The 19901-nt window shown below is 41.8% G+C and carries 13 protein-coding genes and 1 tRNA gene; 1 reads left to right on the forward strand and 13 read right to left on the reverse strand.

What is annotated here, in order from left to right:
• Positions 1 to 181: 181 nt before the first annotated feature.
• The 11 genes from PHO71_RS26305 to PHO71_RS22670 all read right to left on the reverse strand — a co-directional run bounded on the left by PHO71_RS26305 (position 182) and on the right by PHO71_RS22670 (position 18528).
• Complete coding sequence (locus tag PHO71_RS26305) at positions 182 to 286, reverse strand: hypothetical protein (RefSeq protein ID WP_367279928.1); 105 nt, start codon at positions 284 to 286, stop codon at positions 182 to 184.
• Between the two features lie 455 nt (positions 287 to 741).
• Complete coding sequence (locus PHO71_RS22625) at positions 742 to 3489, reverse strand: phospholipase D-like domain-containing anti-phage protein (RefSeq protein ID WP_300207888.1); 2748 nt, start codon at positions 3487 to 3489, stop codon at positions 742 to 744.
• Positions 3490 to 3528: 39 nt separating this feature from the next.
• A complete protein-coding gene (locus PHO71_RS22630; RefSeq protein ID WP_300207891.1) occupies positions 3529 to 4047 on the reverse strand; it encodes a hypothetical protein in 519 nt (172 codons plus the stop codon).
• A complete protein-coding gene (locus PHO71_RS22635; protein WP_300207894.1) occupies positions 4047 to 5069 on the reverse strand; it encodes an ATP-binding protein in 1023 nt (340 codons plus the stop codon). Before PHO71_RS22635 ends, PHO71_RS22630 begins: the two co-directional genes overlap by 1 nt.
• Positions 5070 to 5097: 28 nt before the next feature.
• Complete coding sequence (locus tag PHO71_RS22640; RefSeq protein ID WP_300207897.1) at positions 5098 to 8004, reverse strand: anti-phage-associated DUF1156 domain-containing protein; 2907 nt, start codon at positions 8002 to 8004, stop codon at positions 5098 to 5100.
• Between the two features lie 18 nt (positions 8005 to 8022).
• The gene (locus PHO71_RS22645) at positions 8023 to 8589 is read right to left on the reverse strand and encodes a DUF3780 domain-containing protein (RefSeq protein ID WP_300207900.1); all 567 of its coding nucleotides are present in this window, start codon (positions 8587 to 8589) and stop codon (positions 8023 to 8025) included.
• On the reverse strand, positions 8586 to 11699 hold the full coding sequence (locus PHO71_RS22650) for a DUF499 domain-containing protein (protein WP_300207902.1): 3114 nt from the start codon (positions 11697 to 11699) through the stop codon (positions 8586 to 8588). The genes PHO71_RS22645 and PHO71_RS22650 overlap by 4 nt, the downstream gene beginning before the upstream one ends.
• Positions 11700 to 12051: 352 nt before the next feature.
• Positions 12052 to 13281, reverse strand: coding sequence for a Wadjet anti-phage system protein JetD domain-containing protein (locus tag PHO71_RS22655; protein WP_300207904.1), 1230 nt, complete (start codon positions 13279 to 13281; stop codon positions 12052 to 12054).
• On the reverse strand, positions 13235 to 16549 hold the full coding sequence (locus tag PHO71_RS22660; protein WP_300207906.1) for an ATP-binding protein: 3315 nt from the start codon (positions 16547 to 16549) through the stop codon (positions 13235 to 13237). Before PHO71_RS22660 ends, PHO71_RS22655 begins: the two co-directional genes overlap by 47 nt.
• The gene (locus PHO71_RS22665) at positions 16518 to 17132 is read right to left on the reverse strand and encodes a DUF4194 domain-containing protein (protein ID WP_300207908.1); all 615 of its coding nucleotides are present in this window, start codon (positions 17130 to 17132) and stop codon (positions 16518 to 16520) included. The genes PHO71_RS22660 and PHO71_RS22665 overlap by 32 nt, the downstream gene beginning before the upstream one ends.
• Positions 17122 to 18528, reverse strand: a complete 1407-nt coding sequence (locus tag PHO71_RS22670; protein WP_300207910.1) for a Wadjet anti-phage system protein JetA family protein — start codon at positions 18526 to 18528, stop codon at positions 17122 to 17124. Before PHO71_RS22670 ends, PHO71_RS22665 begins: the two co-directional genes overlap by 11 nt.
• Positions 18529 to 18907: 379 nt before the next feature.
• Here PHO71_RS22670 and PHO71_RS22675 point away from each other — a divergent pair, with 379 nt between their 5' ends.
• Entirely contained in the window at positions 18908 to 19096 is a 189-nt protein-coding gene (locus PHO71_RS22675; RefSeq protein ID WP_300207912.1) for a hypothetical protein, read from the forward strand.
• 15 nt (positions 19097 to 19111) lie between these two features.
• On the opposite strand, the gene PHO71_RS22680 is transcribed toward PHO71_RS22675, so the two are convergent.
• The gene (locus PHO71_RS22680; protein WP_300207914.1) at positions 19112 to 19489 is read right to left on the reverse strand and encodes a PBECR2 nuclease fold domain-containing protein; all 378 of its coding nucleotides are present in this window, start codon (positions 19487 to 19489) and stop codon (positions 19112 to 19114) included.
• 293 nt (positions 19490 to 19782) lie between these two features.
• A tRNA-Pro gene (locus PHO71_RS22685) sits at positions 19783 to 19860 on the reverse strand.
• Between the last annotated feature and the right edge of the window lie 41 nt (positions 19861 to 19901).

Below are 19901 nucleotides of genomic sequence, written 5' to 3' on the forward strand. Positions count from 1 at the left end.
CCTTTCTTGACGAATAATTCCCGTGCTGCAACCAGAATCTCTCGTCTTCGCACTTCACCTTCCTTGACAGTTTTCATATCATGCTCCTTTCTATCGACCGTCGGTCGATAGAATAATAATAAGCCCAGCAAAAGAAAATGTCAAGCCAAAGTAGCGGGACGGTCTTTCTTATTGCTCCCGATTACATTTTAGATTTGAATATGATGTTCTGACTTATGCCAGTTACGCGGGCAATTTGCCGCTGGGTTACCCCTTCGCTTAGTTTTATTATGTTGATTATTTCCACACGTTTCTTGTCATCTTTTAGGGATTATTTCCGACCCTGATGAAGGTGAAGGTATCCTTGACGAAATCCACGATATGAGCGTAGTGGGGGTAATAACGCGGGTATATTTTGATTTACAGGATTCGGCAGGCGTTGTATTTGATAGCAGTAAACAAGCCGGTATGATGATACAGCTTATCGTTGATGTACAAAATAATACAAGGCAATGGTTCAATAATGGCCATATTCCCAACGAGATTCATTCCTTGTATAACTCCAATCTGCTGCCATCTCCCTCCGTCCACCCCGTACCCAATCAAAAAATTGGCATAAACGATCCATGTCCCTACGGGAGCGGCAAATATCCCTTCAATTCGGTTTTGGATTTATCAATCTGCTTATCCAGAGCTTTAATTTCCTTGGCACTGGCCTTGTTCATATGACTTTCTCAATATTTCAGTTAATGTTTTTATGAGTTACCTCCAGCCCTCAATCAAGCACTTCCGCTTCTCCTGTTGATTCAAAACTTGTGTACAGCTTTCCCAATCAACGTGACCTATAGCTTGCTTCTCATATTTAAGCTCAAATGGATGCTGATTCGGTATAGCATCAATGATCTTTTCCGCCTCAGCTTTATTGTTTAAAGCTACCTGCACCCAAACATCCTCTAATACATCAGGTAATTGACCAAAAATACTGCTGATGTTTTTCAATCGTTCCGACAGCATTTCATGAACTCGATCCTCAACTGAGCCTTTATAACGCATGTTGTAAATATAAACCTTATCACTTTCCTGGCCTATCCGCTGAATCCGGCCTTTTCTCTGTTCTAATCTGGTTGGATTCCATGGTAAGTCAAGGTTTATTAGTGTACTCAAAGTCTGAAGGTTAAGCCCTTCAGAAGCAGCATCGGTGCCAACCAAAATCTTTATATCTCGGCTTTTGACCATCTTTTTAATTTCTTCTTTACTGCGTTTTCGGAATCTACCTTCGCGAAGAATCCCTGATTTTTCTCCACCAGCATAAATACCGATGGTTACTCCTTTTATTTCGTTGGATAATTTATCTGCAACCCAGTACGCTGAGTCAAAGTACTGAGAGAAAATTATACAGCCTTTTTCTGCAAAACCTTGCTTAACAAGTAACTCAATCAACAGTTCGTATTTCGGATCATTATCTTTATTAACTTCCAGGGTTTTAATAAATTTACGTAAACATTCACGTTCTTGGTCAGTTAAATCCTTTAATTCGCTATACTCTGCATAATTGCCATGATTATTTTTCTTGTTTTCATCGTTGTAATCGTCATCTTCATCAAATACATCTGCGGATAGGTTTCCCCAGTTAAGCATCTTCTGGGCTGTAGATTGACCGGCAATCATAGTACTGCCAACTCTTTTTAAAAGCAGGGTCTTGATAAACCCACCACCGCGTACTCTTTTACTTAACAGTTCACAAAACTCCTCAGCCTGATCGTAGGCCTGCTTCAAATAAGGGGGCAAAGATAAGGCTTCATTATCTTTTTCGCCCATTAATTCTACCTCGATCCGCTTCAGATATGGTTCACCGGTTTCGGGATTATTTTTATTTTCAAGAAAATCTCTGGTGCGACGTATAATATGTCGTATAAATGGATTGTGATTTTGCATAAAACCATGTTCCATAATTCGCCCAATACGCCGCATCTCCGGCCTACCCTGTATCTTGCTTAAAACTTCTGGTTTAATAATAAAATCATCATCTGCCATATTGAGATTCTTTCTAAGTGTACCAAAGGTAACAAGATCTTCACTAGCAGGAGGGAATGGGTTTCTTAACCATTCCCACTGCTCTAACATCCCTGCCGCACTGTCATTTAAGCGTTCTTTATCCATTATCAAATCAAGCGCCTTTTTAGGGTCGGTACGCCATTTGCTGAAATTATTGCCTAACACGCTCTCATTTTTTTGTGAAAGAATATAAAGTAAATCCCAGCACTCAATGGGGTACATTTGTACTGGAGTTGCGGTCGCCAGTAGCATACTTTTGGTTTTCTTAGATATTTTAAGCAAAAAATCCATTAAGTTATTTGCTTGGGGCTTCTGATTTTCTTTATTATTACCAAGATTGGTACGCCTGGCTCGATGGGATTCATCTACGATAACGCATTCAAATTCCATTCCGAGCAATTTCTCTAAGAGTTCTTCACGTCCATTAACGATTAAACCCTGTGATATTATTCCTACCCTGCGAGGACATTTTCTGATATCATCGGTCAGCGGGTATTTTATATCATTTTCATCCACCCACTGGCTTCCATTCCAAACAGCAGAGGGCATATCCAATAGGTTTTTCATTTCATCCTGCCATTGCCATATAAGGGTCTTAGGTACTATAACCAGTACCGGTTTATCTCCCCATAACGCCATTAACTGCGCCGATAAAGCCAGTTGTATGGTTTTTCCCAGTCCCACCTGGTCAGCCAGTACATATCTGGCTCCATACGATTTTTGATGTTCGTTAAAAGCCCTATTTACGAAATACTTTTGATGCTCCCACAATCCCAGTTCCTGCCTATACACTGGTGACTCAATCACTGCTGCTGAGGGATCTGGTTCATCCCTCCATGAATTAATATCGTCAATGATTTCGCGGTTTGCTATACGTTTTATGTCCTCAATTACAAACTCAGACAGGGGAATTGCCTGTGGACTGTTCCAAAAGAAATCAAATTCATCCTGCACCCATTTAACTGCTTCCGGAGAGTCATCCTCCCATAGCATTTCATAATTAAGCTTCCATGCAGCCAATGTTTCATTGACGCTGCCGATAAATGATGTTTTTATGCCATCAGCCAGCGTAATAACCCCGGCCTTGCCATGAATAAGTCCAAATACATCATTGGGCAATACCCGAACCGACAACTTACCACTTCTTATGAGTTCATATAATTTCTTTAATCTGGGTGATGCATTTGCATACGTTTCTTCCGGAGTTGAAGCACACCATTCTTTTCTCATAGCATTTTGAGCAGCAGTTGCAGTTATAACATCAGCCTTTTCCAAAGATGAGTTACATATGAGCCGCACTTGACCGATTATGCTTTCTATGGATTCGCCAGCAATCTCTAAAATTGACGAACTGAAATAACCTGCAATACGGTCATAACTCCTGGCATCCTTCAGTTTGTGGTTTAAGAAAGCCCGATCCAAACGTTGGGCTCTTGATGAATAGCGTACTATCAAGTTATCTCTTTTCTCCTTCAGTAATAACTAAGCAGGGTATTATGTATTAATTAACAAGCCGTTCCTCCGAGCCAATGATTCATTTAAGACAATAATATTTAAAGGCCAAGTTTTTATCGCAGCAGCTAATTTCTTTTTTAAAGCATCATTTACCGGGGAAAGCCATTCCTGCTTGTGATCTTTAATGACCAGAATTAGTATGATTTTCAGGCTATTATAAGCAAGGTTTTTAAAGCCGATCGGGACTTCATTTTTTATATCTATATGACGTTCTAAACAGCTGGTCACTCCCAATGTTAAGGCATTCAATAATTTTTCTGCAATTTCCGTTATATAATCTTCAAATTTATATCGAGATTCCCCATTTTGGGGGTTGGGAGAACTTGTCTTTGCTTCCAGCACAAAAAGTGAATTCTGATCAGGCTGTAGCAATATAAATTCAGCTATTTTCACCCCGCCTTGTATTTTCCCATAGATTGCTGATTTTTCAATCCAAAAGCAATGTTCGTTCGCAAATGGCCCGAAAGTCATACCTGACTCTTGAATTATCACCGCCATTATCCTAGTACCCCGGCTATTTCTTCCTCATACAAGCGTATGGATTCATTAATGATTGGATTATTCGGAACACCATCCTGCAAATCATCATATTGAACTTTTTGTTCCTCAGTATTATGCAATGATATTAGCGGAATGGACATATTTTTTTGCTTGGCAATCAGGCAAAGCTTTTTGATTACGAAGTACGAATGGCTGGCCAGGAAGAACTGCAGACCCCGTTCTGCTAATACCGCTATAATGTCCAAAAAGTCAGAAATTGCAGAGGGATGCAAAGCAGATTCAGGTTCATCAATAAAGACTATGGAATTGGGCTCCAGGTAGCGATTGGCCAATAAAGAATCAAGTATGGCAATTTTTTTAACACCCTCGGCAGTAACCCCTATGGCAAATTTCTGATTGCCTTTCTTGAAAAGCCATCGTTTGGATATTTCATCATACTCCACTTTACCATTTAGTATTTTTTCCAGTGCTTTTCTCGAATCAGCAAATTCAGCATAATTCTTCCCGCCTTTTCTGGGCAAAGCAAGCGCCCTCACTAAATCAAGATAGGTATCATCAAAGCCGAATAATCTATCCTTTTCGCGCGATTCCAGAATTATATGGTAAAGAGAAAGAACTTCTTTTGAAGGCAGAAAAATCGAATTATATGGCCGGGGTGAAGTCTGGTTCCGCAGCGTTTGGATCTGCTTATTGGTATCCTTGCCAAATGAATAAGAAAACACTTTATCTTCAAGGCTTATCTCACAAAAAAGAGCTTCATTTGCACTCTTGGAAACCAAATCTCCTATTTTTTCTGTTTGGAAGGTCCAATATAGCTTTTCGGCTAAAATCTCCATTTCTGTGCGTTTATCATCTCCGCGCTTATATTCCTCTATAGTTCGCATGGAAGTGTATAGTGCTTTAAGCAAAAATGATTTGCCACTGCCATTTTCACCGATTATCAAATTAATCCCCTGCAGATCGCTCCACTTCACGTCTTTCAGAGGACCAAAGTTTTTTGAAGTAACATGGTTTAACACAGGCTACCCTCCTTATATTAACTAATTATTATATTCCATCATTATTTACCAATTCCTTCAATATATTCGCAATTCCTGCTTGTTTATGCCAATGCTCCATATTGTCTATATGCTCAAAAGTAGCGATGTACTTTAGCATTTCGCATATTCTATCCCGCTTGTTCCAATAGTCATCGATTTCGTTGCGCAGCCAGTTTTTACCCGTCTGTACATTACTGTCCTTACCGGCGAGGTATAGTGCCATAAATATATTACGCAGCAATGATGAGCCAAAACCGATATCATTATTAATATTCCGGTTAGACCATTCGTCAGCGGTTTTTAATCGAGCAGTGTTTGCCTTATAATTTTCCATATAGTCTTTATATTCAGTAACCCCAAAGCCGCGAGCCAGTTCTTGATAAGCGGATAACTTATAGGTATTGTGTTTTTCAAGTTCTAGTCCTTTTATATACAGGCGTTCCTCAGCATTTAATGACTTCCATATAAAGTTATCAAACTCAGCTGGGATGAGTTCATCATAGGCAATTTTTTTTGCTGTCTCAATAAGCTGGGCGATAGGAGAAAGCTCACCTGCTTTGCGTTGTTTGGTCAATTCGTATTGTACGTCAATATCGGCAATATTCTTATAAGAGGTCAAAACTTTAAGGGAAGCTGCATAAGCTGCCAGTATATAATCAGCATCTGAAAAATTAGGTTCTTCCTTATCGTCAAGCTCCTGCATACTTTTTATCTGCTTCTTTACCTCGTCTTCTATATCGGGAATTATTTCGTCCATATAAGCAGTTGCCTCTGTAGTCTGTTTGCGCAGTACAAGAAGAACTGTGCCCTTGACATAATTGCCATCTTTTAAGCCGCTGGCTTCTGTTTCAGTAGCTATGTTCCAAGCTGCGGTAACCTGTAAACCCGCTGACCAAACTATCAGGGTTAAATCAGCCCAAACACTAACATCCTGATGGGTAAACATGATTATCTGCATGCCATTATCCGGCATGTGCCTGGTTAGATTGGAATAAACCTCTATCATTGAGCTGTTAAAAGTCTCGTCCTTGCCCCGCACAGCCAGAACCCGTTTACTGTCGGTATACCATTCAGGGAAGGCTCTTTTTAGTAGTTTTTTATCCCAGGCAAGGAAAAATTCTGATAGTTCGTGATAGTTCACTGCATCTGCGTATGGCGGGTCAGTGATCCAGATGTCAGCCATATGATTGACATGGCGTGCATCGGCCAAATCCGTGGTGGTATTATTATCCATAGATTGCCCATTAATATTATACATCCAGGTAGAGTATGAAGTTCTAGTACTTCGGGTACCATAATTAAACATTGCGTTCAATGCTTGGTTGTAAAATGTTGCTTCCACTTTATCTACAGCTGAATTCCACCGTGATAGCTTTGATAATTTATCTATCCACTTATTAATACCCAATACTCCCACTACTATTTCCTCGCGAGTCTGAGCATATCGGTCAATTAACTCCAACAAAACTCCACTTATTAATAGTTGTCTAGGATTAAATAAATGATGCCAGTACGTCCACCCGCGATTACGAATTAATTCGGTGGTTTTTTCTCCTTCCGCAATGGGCACTTCTGGTATATATCCCGACAGTTGCCATTTGGCAAATCTCTCCTCCAACAAATCTCGCACCTGATCTTCGCGCTCTATATCGTTTTCATCTGGCGCAACAAAATGCCAGCGAGTTTTAAGTTTTCCTTCAGTATCACGGTATAATTCTTCATAACAGATACAATAGAGACGCTCCTTAAAGGTATCATCAGTTCTGGGTATAAATTCATGCTTTTCCCAGGCTCTTAGGCCGAATCCTACTTCGCCTTCGTCGTTTTTGCGATCCTTACGTAATGCTGCAATAGGCGTTTGCTGGCCACAATGCGGGCAAATCAGGCGATTGTTTCTAACTGTTGTTCTTTTCGCAGCATCCTTGAGATCAGAAGCTGTAAGATTGTCTTTTACGACAAAATCATAATTTAAGGTTTCTGGATTGAAAACTATTTCTACTGCAGTCTTTTGCTGTCGCTCGCTAGTAACCCAACTAGCAGCTAGAGGCACTCTAGTCTGACAGTTTTGCTCAGGGCATATTACTTCAGTGCAGTATAGATAATATCGAGCTCGCCAACCTAGTTCATTACGCTCAATACCCCATTCATCCACCTGTTTAGTTAATTCATCATATATTTTCTGCTGAAAGTTCTGCAACTTATTGATTTGATTATTTGGCATATTCAGTAGGTTAAGACTAGCCCAAGTCAAAAGACCAGCTATGGGATTAAGATCCGAGGCATAAACATTATTACCTAAACGGGCAGCTTCAAAAGGTATACTGCCTCCGCCAGAAAAGCAATCCCCTATAACAGGATTATGTCCAAATCTACGTTCACCTAATTCCTGAAATAACTCCGGTAAACTTTGAGCAGAGGTATGTAAATGATTATTGATTATCTCCCAATCAGATGATGTAATACAGGAGAGTTGTTCCGGTCTCATACAATAAGCTATTTTTTCATCATATGAAAGGCGGTTAAAGACTAATGATTGTAACTTATCTTTGTCCTCGCGAGAAAGGGAATCCAAATAATCCAGACTATTTTGTTCAAAATATTTCATTTTTTCATTGGGACTAAGATGATTATATAAAACCTTCGCAGGGATGGTTTTATTCTTACGGGACCATAGACCCTCTTTATCCATGGCTAATACTTTCAAGAATATTTTCTGATCACGAACAGCATCCTTACTGACTGGCATTAATAAACCAAGCAGGGCTGCTCGAACCATAATCAAGGGTTTGCGTCCCCACCATTTTCCAAGACCTGTTATTGTTTGACCTTGAGCTGACTTTCTTTCCTTATAACTTTCCTTGGATACCTTGGAAACCGGAAATTGCACCTCTATAAATGACTTTTCCTGAGACATGCATATACACTCCTAAATCTAATCTTCCATCCCTTTGTTAATCATAATGTCAAATAGTGATTGCTGCCGGTGCTCATCAATAGGATTTTCCGTTAGTGCATACCTTAAGGCTTTTCTCCAACCGCGCCTATCGTTTATTCCCCCGGTTGCCGCGTTGGTCATGGTGAAAAGCCACCAGCGTTCTTCTGGAGCCAGTCCCAGCCAGTTGCGGATGGCGGTTGGGATAACAGACGGGTCAGAGTCTTCCACCGCCCATACTAACAGCAACATTTCTTTACCTAACAGACGCTCAACCGGGGTTTGACCTATCATAAACCTGCCCACAGGGATCTTTTGCTTTTTTAAGCGATTATTGAATTCTTTACGCAGGGTTTCTTCCAATAGTTTCCATTTATGCTTGGATGTTTCCGCTTTCGGTTTATCCTCGTATGTATTGATTACTTGCTGTGACTCATCATCCTGCCAGGAAAAACGCTCATATATAACGACATTGGCATCCTTCTTGTCGGGTATACAAACCAGGAAATGATGGCGGCTCTCCGCCGGTATAAATCCAAAGCCCAAAGCCAGGCGCTTCTCGCTCATTTCTGGGTAATCTCCTCATTTCTAAACTCGGACAAACCAAGCTTCTTTTCATTCGCCCAATCATAAAAATTTTGACCGGACTTAAAAATAATGTTTGAACATTCAAACTCAATGTTTGCCCTTTCATTATTAATGAATGAATCCTTGAGATTGTCAATGGCCTTCTCCACTTGTTCAGGGTTAATCTTTATTTTCGAATCAATAGTAAGCTCAATAAAGCCGTTTTCATTGTTTTTTTCGTCCATTTTGAAAAGAATAATTCGTACATCAGCTAAACTTTCAGCATACTTCTTTAATAGCGCAATATTTTGGTAGGAATCGTTGGTATCCGCAGATCGCAAGGTTCTGTACAACCTAAGCTCTTTAGCAGGTTCAATGTTCAAACCCGGTTTTTTCTTTTTGTCGATTTTAATGGACTGACCGGCAAAATATTCACCTTCATACTCAGCAACCACTTGAATAAACGTTGTATTAGTAGGGATTGCAAACTCACCATCATAAACACCGCCATTTTCTTTGGGATCAGAGCCATCGGTAGTGTATTTTACTTTTACCCCTGCTTGCGATTTCAGTATTAGCCATTGACCATCAGCTTTATCAAGCAGTTTATATTTTACATTAATATCCCGGCGCCATTCTACCGGTTCCCCGGTTGGGTGGTCCCCGCTGCTGTCAACGCATAGGAAAGATACCCTAAGCTCCGCTGTTTCAAAATGATTGGGATCATCAATTAAAAGTGAACTGGTGGTAGCCGGCGCACCTATTTCATAGTATATCTTGTCGCCATATATAGGGCGTATTTTCAGGAATGATTTACCCGTTTCTTCTTCCTCATTCTTGACAGAAACAGCCAGGCTGGTAGGTTCTTTGGGGAAAGGCCCTTTCTCCAAGTAATCGCCACGTTCCCTCCAAATATCTTTTGATATGCAATCTTCACGGAGATTATTAAGACGATTGGGGTGATGCCATTGCCATGAAGTTTCGGTAGCCGCCCGATCACGAATTTCGGTCCAGCGCATTTCTTTACGGGTGAAGAGTCGGTCTTCGCATTTCTTTCTAAATGTTTCATCAATTGCTTTATCAGTCAGCTTTTGTTTTTCGAGAAGGATTTTTCTGATTTGGTCCTCGCCATTATAATTGTTGCCTTTAAACTCCATAGAAAAATCGGCGCTTTGAATACCGTTTTTATTTGGATAGTAGATAACTGAAAAGGTTTGCTGAGCTGCACTTAATACTGCCGTTATCTTTTTAACCCTGGTATCCTGGGCTAATTGATACTGCTGATTATCCTCTGGTACTTTATCCTCTTTCATATTAGCGATAATACGTTCTATGGCCTTCAGTTCCTTGGCAGCAGCATAAAGACGGTTCATAGTATCCCGTTGACCGGACAAAAACAGTACTCGGTTTTTATATAGGGCATTATCGTATAGGCTTTTAAGCTCCGGGTGTAATCCTCCTCCAGTATAAGGTTCAAAAAGTACCAATGTGACCTTATCGACTGATAAATTAATATCATCAACCGCCGGGAAAATGAGTACATTCTGATAACAATCGGTTACTGTGGGCTTGAATTTCTCTTCCAGAAAGTTTTTAAGCGTGGTTGATTTTACTCCTTCATTATCATAGGACTCAACCAGAGAATGTAACTCTGCTATCATGTTTTTAGTGTTTTTAAAAAACAACTTACCCTCTTTGTCATGTTCGAGATACCAGGCCCGCATTTGGAATTCATCCAGGCCTTTCTTCAATCCGGCAATATCCTTACTAGGCTCGCAAAGATTCCCGATAATCTCCTGTAGGGTTAACCCAAGTAAAGCATTAGGTACATCAGCAAGAGAAGCAACCAGTATAAGTTTGCTGACATCTTGCACAAGGCGCTGTTGATACTGACTATCTATTTCTTCCGCTACCGCTCTACCATTCCCGGCAATATCATGAGATATAGCGTTGGTTAATGATTGTTTTATCTGCGTAACGGTGGTTAGCATTGCTCTGTCATTCAAATCAAAGTCAAATACATTGACCAAATACTTATTCTTGGCAGTACATTTGTCACCTGAATATAGCTGGGCTATAATCTGCCTCATAAGACGTATAAGTCCACGCGTCTGTTGAAAACCAGGATTTTCTTTAAAACGAGCATACAAATCTTTTATCGAGGGGTGAAAAGGATATGAATCCTTTACCCCAGTATAGATATGTTCTGGTGACATATTAGTAAATCCCATCTGTTTAGCCTGTGATACAGCTTCTTTGTAGCCGATAGCTACCTGGTTAATTTCAGCAGTCGCCGGTATAGTCTCAAACATCCTTTTTTTCAATATGTAATAAACCTCATCGGAAGCACTTCCTACTGGTTCAATGTTAAGCGCAGAACGGTTAACCTCGTTTTCAAGTTCTTTAAATGTTGAACGAATCAACTCACTCCCGCTTTCGTACGTGGCCTTTAGATCGGTAATAACCAAACATACGTTGGAGAGTTGAGCTTTGCCTAATGCCGTAAATAAATTTGAAAGTGCAGTAGTTGTCACAACGCATAAATCAGAATTTCCTATCGTCTTCGACTTGGCATTTTCCAAATAAGGGGGAAGCTCATCAAGCATAATCAGCAAAGGTTCCCCTTGAAGTAAATTAATCCACGCCGTTTCGCCCGGTGCGGAAAGGGGTGAGTAATATTGCTGGAAAAGATCCTTTTTACCTAGTTGTTCAGCAATAGATCCCCATACTCCATACTGTGCATCGCTTTCACGTCCAGAAAAAGCAACCACTCGCACTTTACCTAATTTCTTGTACTTTGAACTATGGTTTATAATTTTATCTCTATATTCCGGGTGCATAGCAAGCAAGCCTAAAGCAAGCATGTTATGGGTTTTACCGCCACCCATGGCTTGGGTTAGCTTTACTACTCCTGTTGCGCCCTCTTTGACAAACCTTTTAAAGGCAGTTTCAAACAGTAGATTCATGCCGACGGTAAGGTAGTTTTCTGCAAAAAATGCAACTGGATCAATCCGTCCATCCATTAAATCAGAGAGATTTAATACATCCTCACGCTTTGTTTCATCAAATACACTATGCCTGGGCTTACATAAATCAAATAGGGTTTTCATTTAATCCTTCCTCCCAACTAGCTATATCCAATAATAATTTGTTATTATATACCATTTTCACCCTAATTGTATTATCATTTGGAAATATTATAACATAACCATAAGCCATAATATGGGATGGATATCAATATATACCCCCAATAATTATTCCCTCTGTCCACGCAAACATAAGCACATATTGGTTTAAGCTAGCATATTATTAGCTTCGAACCAATGTTCCGATCTAACCTAATTACGTTCTTGACGTAGTCCGTATTGGGGGGAACACACCTACTTGATCTTATAGTAATAAATATGACAGATGCCTTTCGTTAAAAGGCACACCCCTTTAAGCAAGTTCCTAATTTTATATTTACCTTACCGACTCCTGCCTAAGAATTATAGCTTCTTGCTCAATTCTCAGGCCATTGCCAAGCATTGCCTTGATTAACGAATACCATTTCTCATATTCTGGCCTTTCCAACAGCTTATCCAGTTGTTTAGCGTATTCCGAACCAAAAGGAGATCCTAAATCGAGGTTTGCCTCGTAAGTATGTAAATCCATCAAATACGGCTCAAGATCAGGAAAATACTGTGTTAGGTATTCAAAAATGCGTATTCCCCCATAATCCATATCTCCAGTATGAGCAATCCGGCATTGGTTTAAAGCAAGGTAGTCTTTTACCTTGATCAAAAGCTCCTGGGTCCCCTTATGCGGAAACCCTCCAATATAAATAATCAAGGTGTTTACGCGGTTCATTAGGTCATAATAGCTGGTAAGATTCTCTACCAAGAGAACGTCACCTGTGATTTTTAGGATTTCAGTTTGCTTAATGGCGCTCAACGTTAATCCCAATCCTTCTGGTATTGTGCTAAGCTCAACTACAGTTCCGTTAATCGCAATAACTGCATCACCGGCCATCAGTACCGTTTTCGGGTTTCTTACCAGACCAATAGAATCTAAATACTCTTCTGTGTTGTTGTACTCTTCACCATAGCGTTTTAGTAGTGCCAACAGTCGCTTTTCAGTGGTGCGTTCAAAGCGTTTGGAATCTCCAAATAACTTCTGGCTAAAAACACGAATCGTCGTGCCCTCTGAAACCAATGGCAGCTCATTCAAAACCGCAACAAGATCTTCGTAGCCCTCCGGATCATCCAAGATTAAACCACCTGTTTTTCTATTTTGCATGGAAGCGGAAACTTCTCCATACCATTCCCGAACCCATAACCACGGATGCTCCTGCAAGGAAGAAAGAACCTCCATCATCTTTGCTATTTTATCAACCCTTGGCTTTATCCCAGCGATTTCATAAGCCTTCTGAATCATACCAGTATTTAAGTAGACTTTTTCGGCCAAATCATTAGGCCGAAAACGGTTCCACTTGACTTCAATGATTCCCTGCTTCGATAGATCGATTAATGCCTGGTTGATTGCTTCGCGCTTTTCGTAACTAGTTTCATCATAGTAGTCGCCAGCAAGTGGGCTGTTCTCTAAAGCAAACTGTGGTCTTCTAGCCGTTGAACCATTCTTAAATCCCTTGCTGGATTCATACTTTTTAAGCATCAAAGTCAAAAGCGTCCTGACGTATTTCGATTTTTTCATTGATTTCCTCCATTCCCAGCAGGTCGTAAAAACTGTGGCAGATCCCGTCCCAATTGACAACCCAAGTCGTAGAAACGTGTGGTGCAACATAGCTTACCTTGTGATCGGGAACTACTACGATAATCTGCAAACCAAGCTGCTTAACTAACTTCAGACAGTTACCGATGCTGGCCGTATCCATTTTAGAAAAAGCCTCATCAAAAATCACCAAACGCATGCTGTTCGGATCAGCGGAGTACATATGGTAAAAAGATGCTAGCATGACGATATAAAACGGTGCTTCCTTCTGCCCGCCGGAATCGGTTAAGCTGCTCTTCGAATAGTAAAGTGTCTGCCCCTCTTTGTTCTCAAATACAAGATCAAAATCCAGATAACGCCGGTAATCCTTGAATTCCTCCTGCACCGCCGGATCGCCATTAATCAGGATGTCGAACAACTCCTTTAGCGTTTCGGTGCGTTCATCAGAAGCGGTGCTGAATAGAAGGCCAGAATCAATGGGGATATCGGGATCCATGATAGCAGAATAGTAACGCTGGTAATCCCTACTTGGAGACACTTTAATCGAATACTTGTCCTGATAGAACGGCAGCTTCTTCAGGGCAGTGTTTATTTCTTTGAATTCACGTTTGGCAGCAGTAATCGCCTCGAAGAGTCCATAAATAAAATGAGTACGAAACTGTTCTTCTGATTGCGCTTTGGCTTCTTCGACTTTAGCCATATACTTTGGAATATCGAGATTGATTTTATCGTAAATCTTTTGAAAGTCCCCATTGGTTTCGGACATGATGTCCCCGCTAAAACCGTAGCGTTCTTTGTAATCTGACCGTAGTTTAACCAAAAAGCCGAAGACATTCTCTGCCTGGGTTATGTTCGTTTTTCTGTTGTTGGTCCAGTTGACAATGCTTGTTTCTAGCAGTACAGTCTCCTTCTGTGCTTCACTCCATCGGGCCTTGGCGCGGTCTAGTAACTCGGAATGTTCGTTTTCCCAAGTTCTCCAAGCGTTTTCGGTAAACGCCAGCATATCTTGGATCGGTATGGTTTGGCTATTCAGGCTGTCTAGGTGGTTTTTAACCTTGCCCCGATCTTCGATTAGGGTGTTATTTTTCCGAACATGCTCATTATACCTTTCTGTCCAGACTGTAAGTTCGCTCTGAAGGCGTTCCAGTTCGGAAGTGTCGATGCTGTTCCGCTGTCGAACCAACTCCCGAAGAGCCGCTTCGGCAACTCGAATGATCTCTGGAAGGGTTAGTTTTTCGGCAATATTTGAGTAATGCATCTCTTTTGAAGAAAGTTTTCGGTTCCACTTCTCCAATTCCTTTTTGGCCTGCGCTGCCTGTTCGAATTCGCGGCTTACCTCGGCGAGCTGATTCTGCGCCATTTCCAGCTGGTATTTCATGGCCTTCTTGCCAATGTACGGTGGATTGAAGCTTCTTTCCCGCATCTGCCTGAATACGCGACCGCTGTACGACATACAGGACTTGGTAACGGCCACCTGATAGTTTCGAAGGTTCTGTTCGTCCTTAGCCATCATTACATTTCCCAGTAGGTGATTGATGCGTGCCTTTACGATTGGGTTATCCGCCACAACAAGAGATGCCAATGTGTTAGGCCTCGGCTTACCAAGATAGCTGGTTTCCTTTTCGGTATCGACCAAGCCGACTCCCTCGATGCGTTTCTCTTTTTTATACCGCTCATAAATTGCTGCTGCCGCTGATACGCTTTTGGGGTTGACCAGAAGATCAAACCGCTGGGTATTCAGAAAACCCTCAATGGCGTTCCGCCATTCCTCCTGGTCATCCCGGATGTCCATGGCTTCGCAGAGAATCAAAACCTCGCTCTTGTCTTTCAACTGGTCGGTCAAAATGTCTTTAAGCATCTGGACAGCCGGGTCGTATGTGAATTTTTCGTTCTTAAGGCCTTTAATTCTTGCAGTCAATGTGTTTTTTTGGTCCTCAAGGTTATTGATACTTACCCCCAGCGTTCCCATGGTCATTGTAATCCGAGTCTGGATTTCGGACAAGGCACTGCCGGCAGTGCGCAGGGCTTCGGCATGTGTTTCCATTTGATCTTCTTTTAATTCGCTTACCACGTCATGGATGCCGCTGAGCAGTTCAAAGTCGGAATCAGACCATCGGAAATAGGGGTTGCCTGGCCATTCCAGCAGTTCACCGGCTAGGATGATCTCCTTTTGTATCTGCTCCCGCAGCGCATCATATTGATGCCGGTTGTGGTCTATCTCGCGTTCCGTACGGATGATTTCGGTGTTCAGGGCATCCAACCGCACTTTCTGCTCGTTGCCGTTCAAAGCAATGTTGAGTTTATCGCGCTGACCGAGAGCATATTCCGTCTTTCTGCTGTTTTCGACGATCTGGTCGTCCAGCAATTTCAACCGCGCTCTGGCGTTTTCAACGCCTGCAGCGTGCTTTTCAAATTTTTCCCAGGCTTGGGCATGCAACAACCGTGAAATAACGTAATCTTGTGCTGCCACGCGGTTTTTCAACCCTGTGTATATGTCGTAGTTTTTAATGATCTGGTCAAGCAGATTCTGCCGTGCCTCCATAGCATTCAATTGTTCCCGAATGCTCTCATAAGTTTCGAAGTTTTGCTTCATCAAGTCGATGTTCATTTCCTTGGGATCCAGGATATAGCTGTAAACGAATTCCCTGACGTTCTTGATCGGCTGATAGGCAATCCCCTTGGTCAGCTTACGAAAAAATGATTCCGGTAGATGCCCCATCCGAGCACAGAAAGCCTTACGATAATTATTTTTATAATGCTCATATGTCTTTTGCTTCAAAGAATAATCATCCAGGCTTTTACGAAATTCAGCCGCGCTCATAACGTTTTTGTCGGGCCGGTGCGTCTTCAACTGCTTCAGCTCCATCGGAGTTAGAATAAAAAAGAATTCGTTCGGATGAGTATCGCCCCTGGCCAGGTCTGCAACCATACCAACAACGAAATGCTCGTCTTTTTTATCATCGTAGAATTCCGTCAATATAAAGGAAGTGGTGTCCTCTGCCCGGTACTCGGTTTCTCCGCGATACTCCGCCCGGATGTATTTGTATAGAGCGCGCTTGCCGCTGTCATCAGCTGCTTTGTTGTATTTTATCTGGTGCTGATCCGCGATAAATAGGGTTTGTAGTGCATCAATGATGCTTGACTTCCCGGCCCCCTGAGGACCTGAAATTTGGCTCTGCCTCCCGACGGGGAAGGTTTCATCCCAGAAATACTGCCAATTAATCAAGCGCAATTTCGTCATCCATTTCATGCACGTCACCTTCCTTTTTTGTCATGCGCTCTTGAATTTCCCTATGCAGTTTCTCTGCCTGCTCCGCAGTGATTGCGTATAACAGGGAATGAAACAACCGAAAACGGCAGTCTTCCGCATAAATATCTTCGTCCAGCACATCGGCTAGGTTGTACCGTTTGGTAAATCCAATGAGTTTTTTGATTTTGATCTTGTTTTTACCATCAAAAAACCGGAAGCCAGCTAGCTCGTACTTAGCCCGTATTTCGCCCATAGTGGCGGTCGGGCATCCAGCAAAGCTTAGTTCCCCGCGTTTTTCCTCATAAAGCAAGCGAAGCATAAGCAACCAAATGGTTTCTTCTTTATCCATATTCCGGCGGTGGGCAGAATCCGGGGAAACAACATATACAACTTCGTTTTGCGAGTCGCACCGGAATTCCCAGTTAATGGTCTGGAAAAACGATGTCAGCTCAGGCTCATATCGGCGGGCAATCAGATACTTTTCCCGCTGGGTTGTGGGAACCAGATAATTTATACCGATCAGATAATTAATGATGTCAACAATAGACTCCCGTTCGGCGGCGCTCTTGTGGCTAAACATCATCAGCACCCCTCTCTACTTTACGGTCGCTGAATTGATACGACCCGATATGGAGGATTCGGTCAGCATCGGTTCGTACCAAGTGATACCCCATGCCGTTCTGGCAACTATATAAAAAGATGTGCGCCAAATGCAAAAATTCCTCCATATTGGTCGGAGCCAACTCTTCTATTCTCATTTCAGTCCGGCCACCCATTCGAGAGAACACATAGTTCCTAGTTTTTTCAGGGGTAATAGTACCCTGCATATGCTCCCAAAACTGATTCCTAAAACCTTCCTTAATCTCATCGGTAATCGGCAATACAATGTGTGTGATCGGGTTAAACGGGGAGTTGGGCTTCCGGGGCGTATAAAAACTTTTTTCCGTTACCTGTCGTGGGGCCTGTATATTAAAGTAATCTCCGGCAATTACGGCAAGCGACTCGTCGCTTCCGATCCACGAAAGAATCTCGCCGATAATCGTATCCGTTCCCGATCTGTGCTGAGTCTTTAAGCGAAGTCGATTGTACGAGGCGCGGATATACTTGTTGTGGCGCTTGTCGATCTCTGTAAAGATGTCATCCAGCTCATTGAAGGTATCCATGACCTCATAGATGTATTGCCTGACCTTCTCTTCGGCAATCTCTAGGGAAGTTAGGCTGTAGGCTTCGTTGTTCAGAGCGTCTTCAGCTGCGCGGGCGATCCATTGATCATCCAGCAACCACTTTTGAAGGGTGTCGAGAATGGTCTGCCGATAGCGAGAAACATGGTCTGAGGTCCTAAGGCGGTGGTAGCTTTTTTCAACGATAGCCGGAAGGTATTCATCAAAGTGGTGGTCAAGCACTCCCTGAAAGGTTTCCTTAGTTCGCAACTGCTCGCTGTGATGCTTGATGTTGTTGGCCAAAAGAGATAATTCCTCCGCAAATTCGGCAGTTTTTTCCCTTGCGTCGTAGAGTGCCATGCTCGGGCGGCGCTGGGCTTCTTCGCCTGTTAAGGCGGCGAAAATGCTAAAAGCGTACTTCTGGTATTCTACCGGACGCCCCTCGCAAAGTTCGTGAAAAACGGATAAAACACGGCCCGTGTAATGCGGAAGGACGATGTACTGCACCCAAGATTCTCGGGTTTCTATGTAAATCCACTGGTTCTCCTTTAGCAAGCGCAAGATTGCGTTGGCCTGAATCCTGAAAGAGCTTTCGTCGGAATCAAAAATAAGTAGTTCTTGAACATCAACCGTCACTCCCAGTTCTGCCCTGGTTTCAAGCAGTTCTTCGATCAAGTCGCGCATAAGGGTATATTCAATACCAAAACGTGCCGCACGGTATTGATCATAGAGCGCCATAAGAACATCGGCATAAATAACCCTATTTTTTCGAGAAAATAGATTGAAATAAGTTTCGGGGAGAACCTCAAAAAGCCGCAACAAGTCACCCCCTATTAACCACCCATTCTATGTATGTAGATTGACATTTTTCTGTCGCAAGTTTTCGTAATCTACTCGAAATGTCTCATTTTATAGGAAAATTATAGCATATTTAGGTTGTTGTTCGCTTTTATTATATCTATCTCAATTAACAATGAATTCAGATGCTTTAAGCATCAACTAATACGGCATCTTAAATTATACGTTTTTTTAATCAAGCTTATCTGTTCCTTATGCATATTAGCCTTTAGTATATCCCGGTTATCAAAGGTTTCAAAACCTCAAATTAAACATATGACTATTGATGATGCTGCTTTCCTGGATGGCTTGCGGCACACTTATGCCACTTCAGCGGTATCCCTGGCATAGACATATCAGTATGAATAGAAATTTGGGGCACACCACGGAAAAGGACCGGGAAAAATATCCCAGTCCTTTCGGTTCGAAAGAAATTTGGTGGGGTGACATTCCCACATCTCCTAACTTGGGCGACGGCTGCCAGTTCCGTCCTCAAATTTCTTTCATTAAAATTTACTCTTTAGGTGCTTTAATTATACTTTTATATTAATTGGTTTTCAAGGGCTCAGCCTATTTTAAATGTGTTACCGCTTTCAATATAGTGTTCTAGCTTTTCAGCATTTATTGTATATATGCTTCTAGCAAAAAATTTACCTGCACTAGAAACCCTCACAGCAACTAAAACATGCTCTTCAAATGATTTAATATATTTAATGCTTCCATCGAAGGGGTGCTTCCCAATATAATCTGGGGTTTTTAGTATTTCTGCTATTTGATCAAAATAATTAGAATAATCATCCGGGTGCTCATTTAGCATATGCTGCTGATTAGAGGGTCCAATAAGTATAGGAGACGGTTCAAAGGACAAGCCTAATAGGACTATGTGTTCTTTAGTTAAACAGCCGATTTTTTTAATTGAAGCTTTATTGCTACTCTTTGACATTATAAACACCTTTTGTTGCTTAATTTCATAACAATATTTTACCATAAAGGAATAATTTTTCATGCCGCGTAAGAGAAAAACACGGGGCCGCCGAGCAAACGACAATGGCTCACTATATCAAAGAAAGCAGGATAATAAGTGGATTTATGCGATTACTTTTAAAAGCAAGAGGCCTTTCTTCAAAAATCCAAAACAGAACACAATTACTGACGAAATTACTGACGAGCGATAAAATTGATGCGAAAAAAATAAATGCCGGGAAATCAATATCCCGGTATTTCGGTCTTTTTAAATGGTCGGAGTGACTGGACTTGAACCAGCGGCCTCTACGTCCCCAACGTAGCGCTCATACCAAACTGAGCTACACCCCGACGCAAAGACTATTTTATTATAGAAGCCTCTATTAGTCAAG

This window comes from Bacteroides sp. (assembly GCF_028690125.1).
In the GTDB taxonomy this organism is placed as follows: domain Bacteria; phylum Bacteroidota; class Bacteroidia; order Bacteroidales; family Bacteroidaceae; genus Bacteroides.

Coding starts and splice junctions, on each gene's coding strand:
- PHO71_RS22630 (WP_300207891.1), bottom strand. CDS start 4,047: ATGGCGGTGATAATTCAAGAGTCAGGTATGACTTTCGGGCCATTTGCG.
- PHO71_RS22640 (WP_300207897.1), bottom strand. CDS start 8,004: ATGTCTCAGGAAAAGTCATTTATAGAGGTGCAATTTCCGGTTTCCAAG.
- PHO71_RS22645 (WP_300207900.1), bottom strand. CDS start 8,589: ATGAGCGAGAAGCGCCTGGCTTTGGGCTTTGGATTTATACCGGCGGAG.
- PHO71_RS22650 (WP_300207902.1), bottom strand. CDS start 11,699: ATGAAAACCCTATTTGATTTATGTAAGCCCAGGCATAGTGTATTTGAT.
- PHO71_RS22655 (WP_300207904.1), bottom strand. CDS start 13,281: ATGAAAAAATCGAAATACGTCAGGACGCTTTTGACTTTGATGCTTAAA.
- PHO71_RS22660 (WP_300207906.1), bottom strand. CDS start 16,549: ATGAAATGGATGACGAAATTGCGCTTGATTAATTGGCAGTATTTCTGG.
- PHO71_RS22665 (WP_300207908.1), bottom strand. CDS start 17,132: ATGATGTTTAGCCACAAGAGCGCCGCCGAACGGGAGTCTATTGTTGAC.
- PHO71_RS22675 (WP_300207912.1), top strand. CDS start 18,908: ATGAATAGAAATTTGGGGCACACCACGGAAAAGGACCGGGAAAAATAT.
- PHO71_RS22680 (WP_300207914.1), bottom strand. CDS start 19,489: ATGTCAAAGAGTAGCAATAAAGCTTCAATTAAAAAAATCGGCTGTTTA.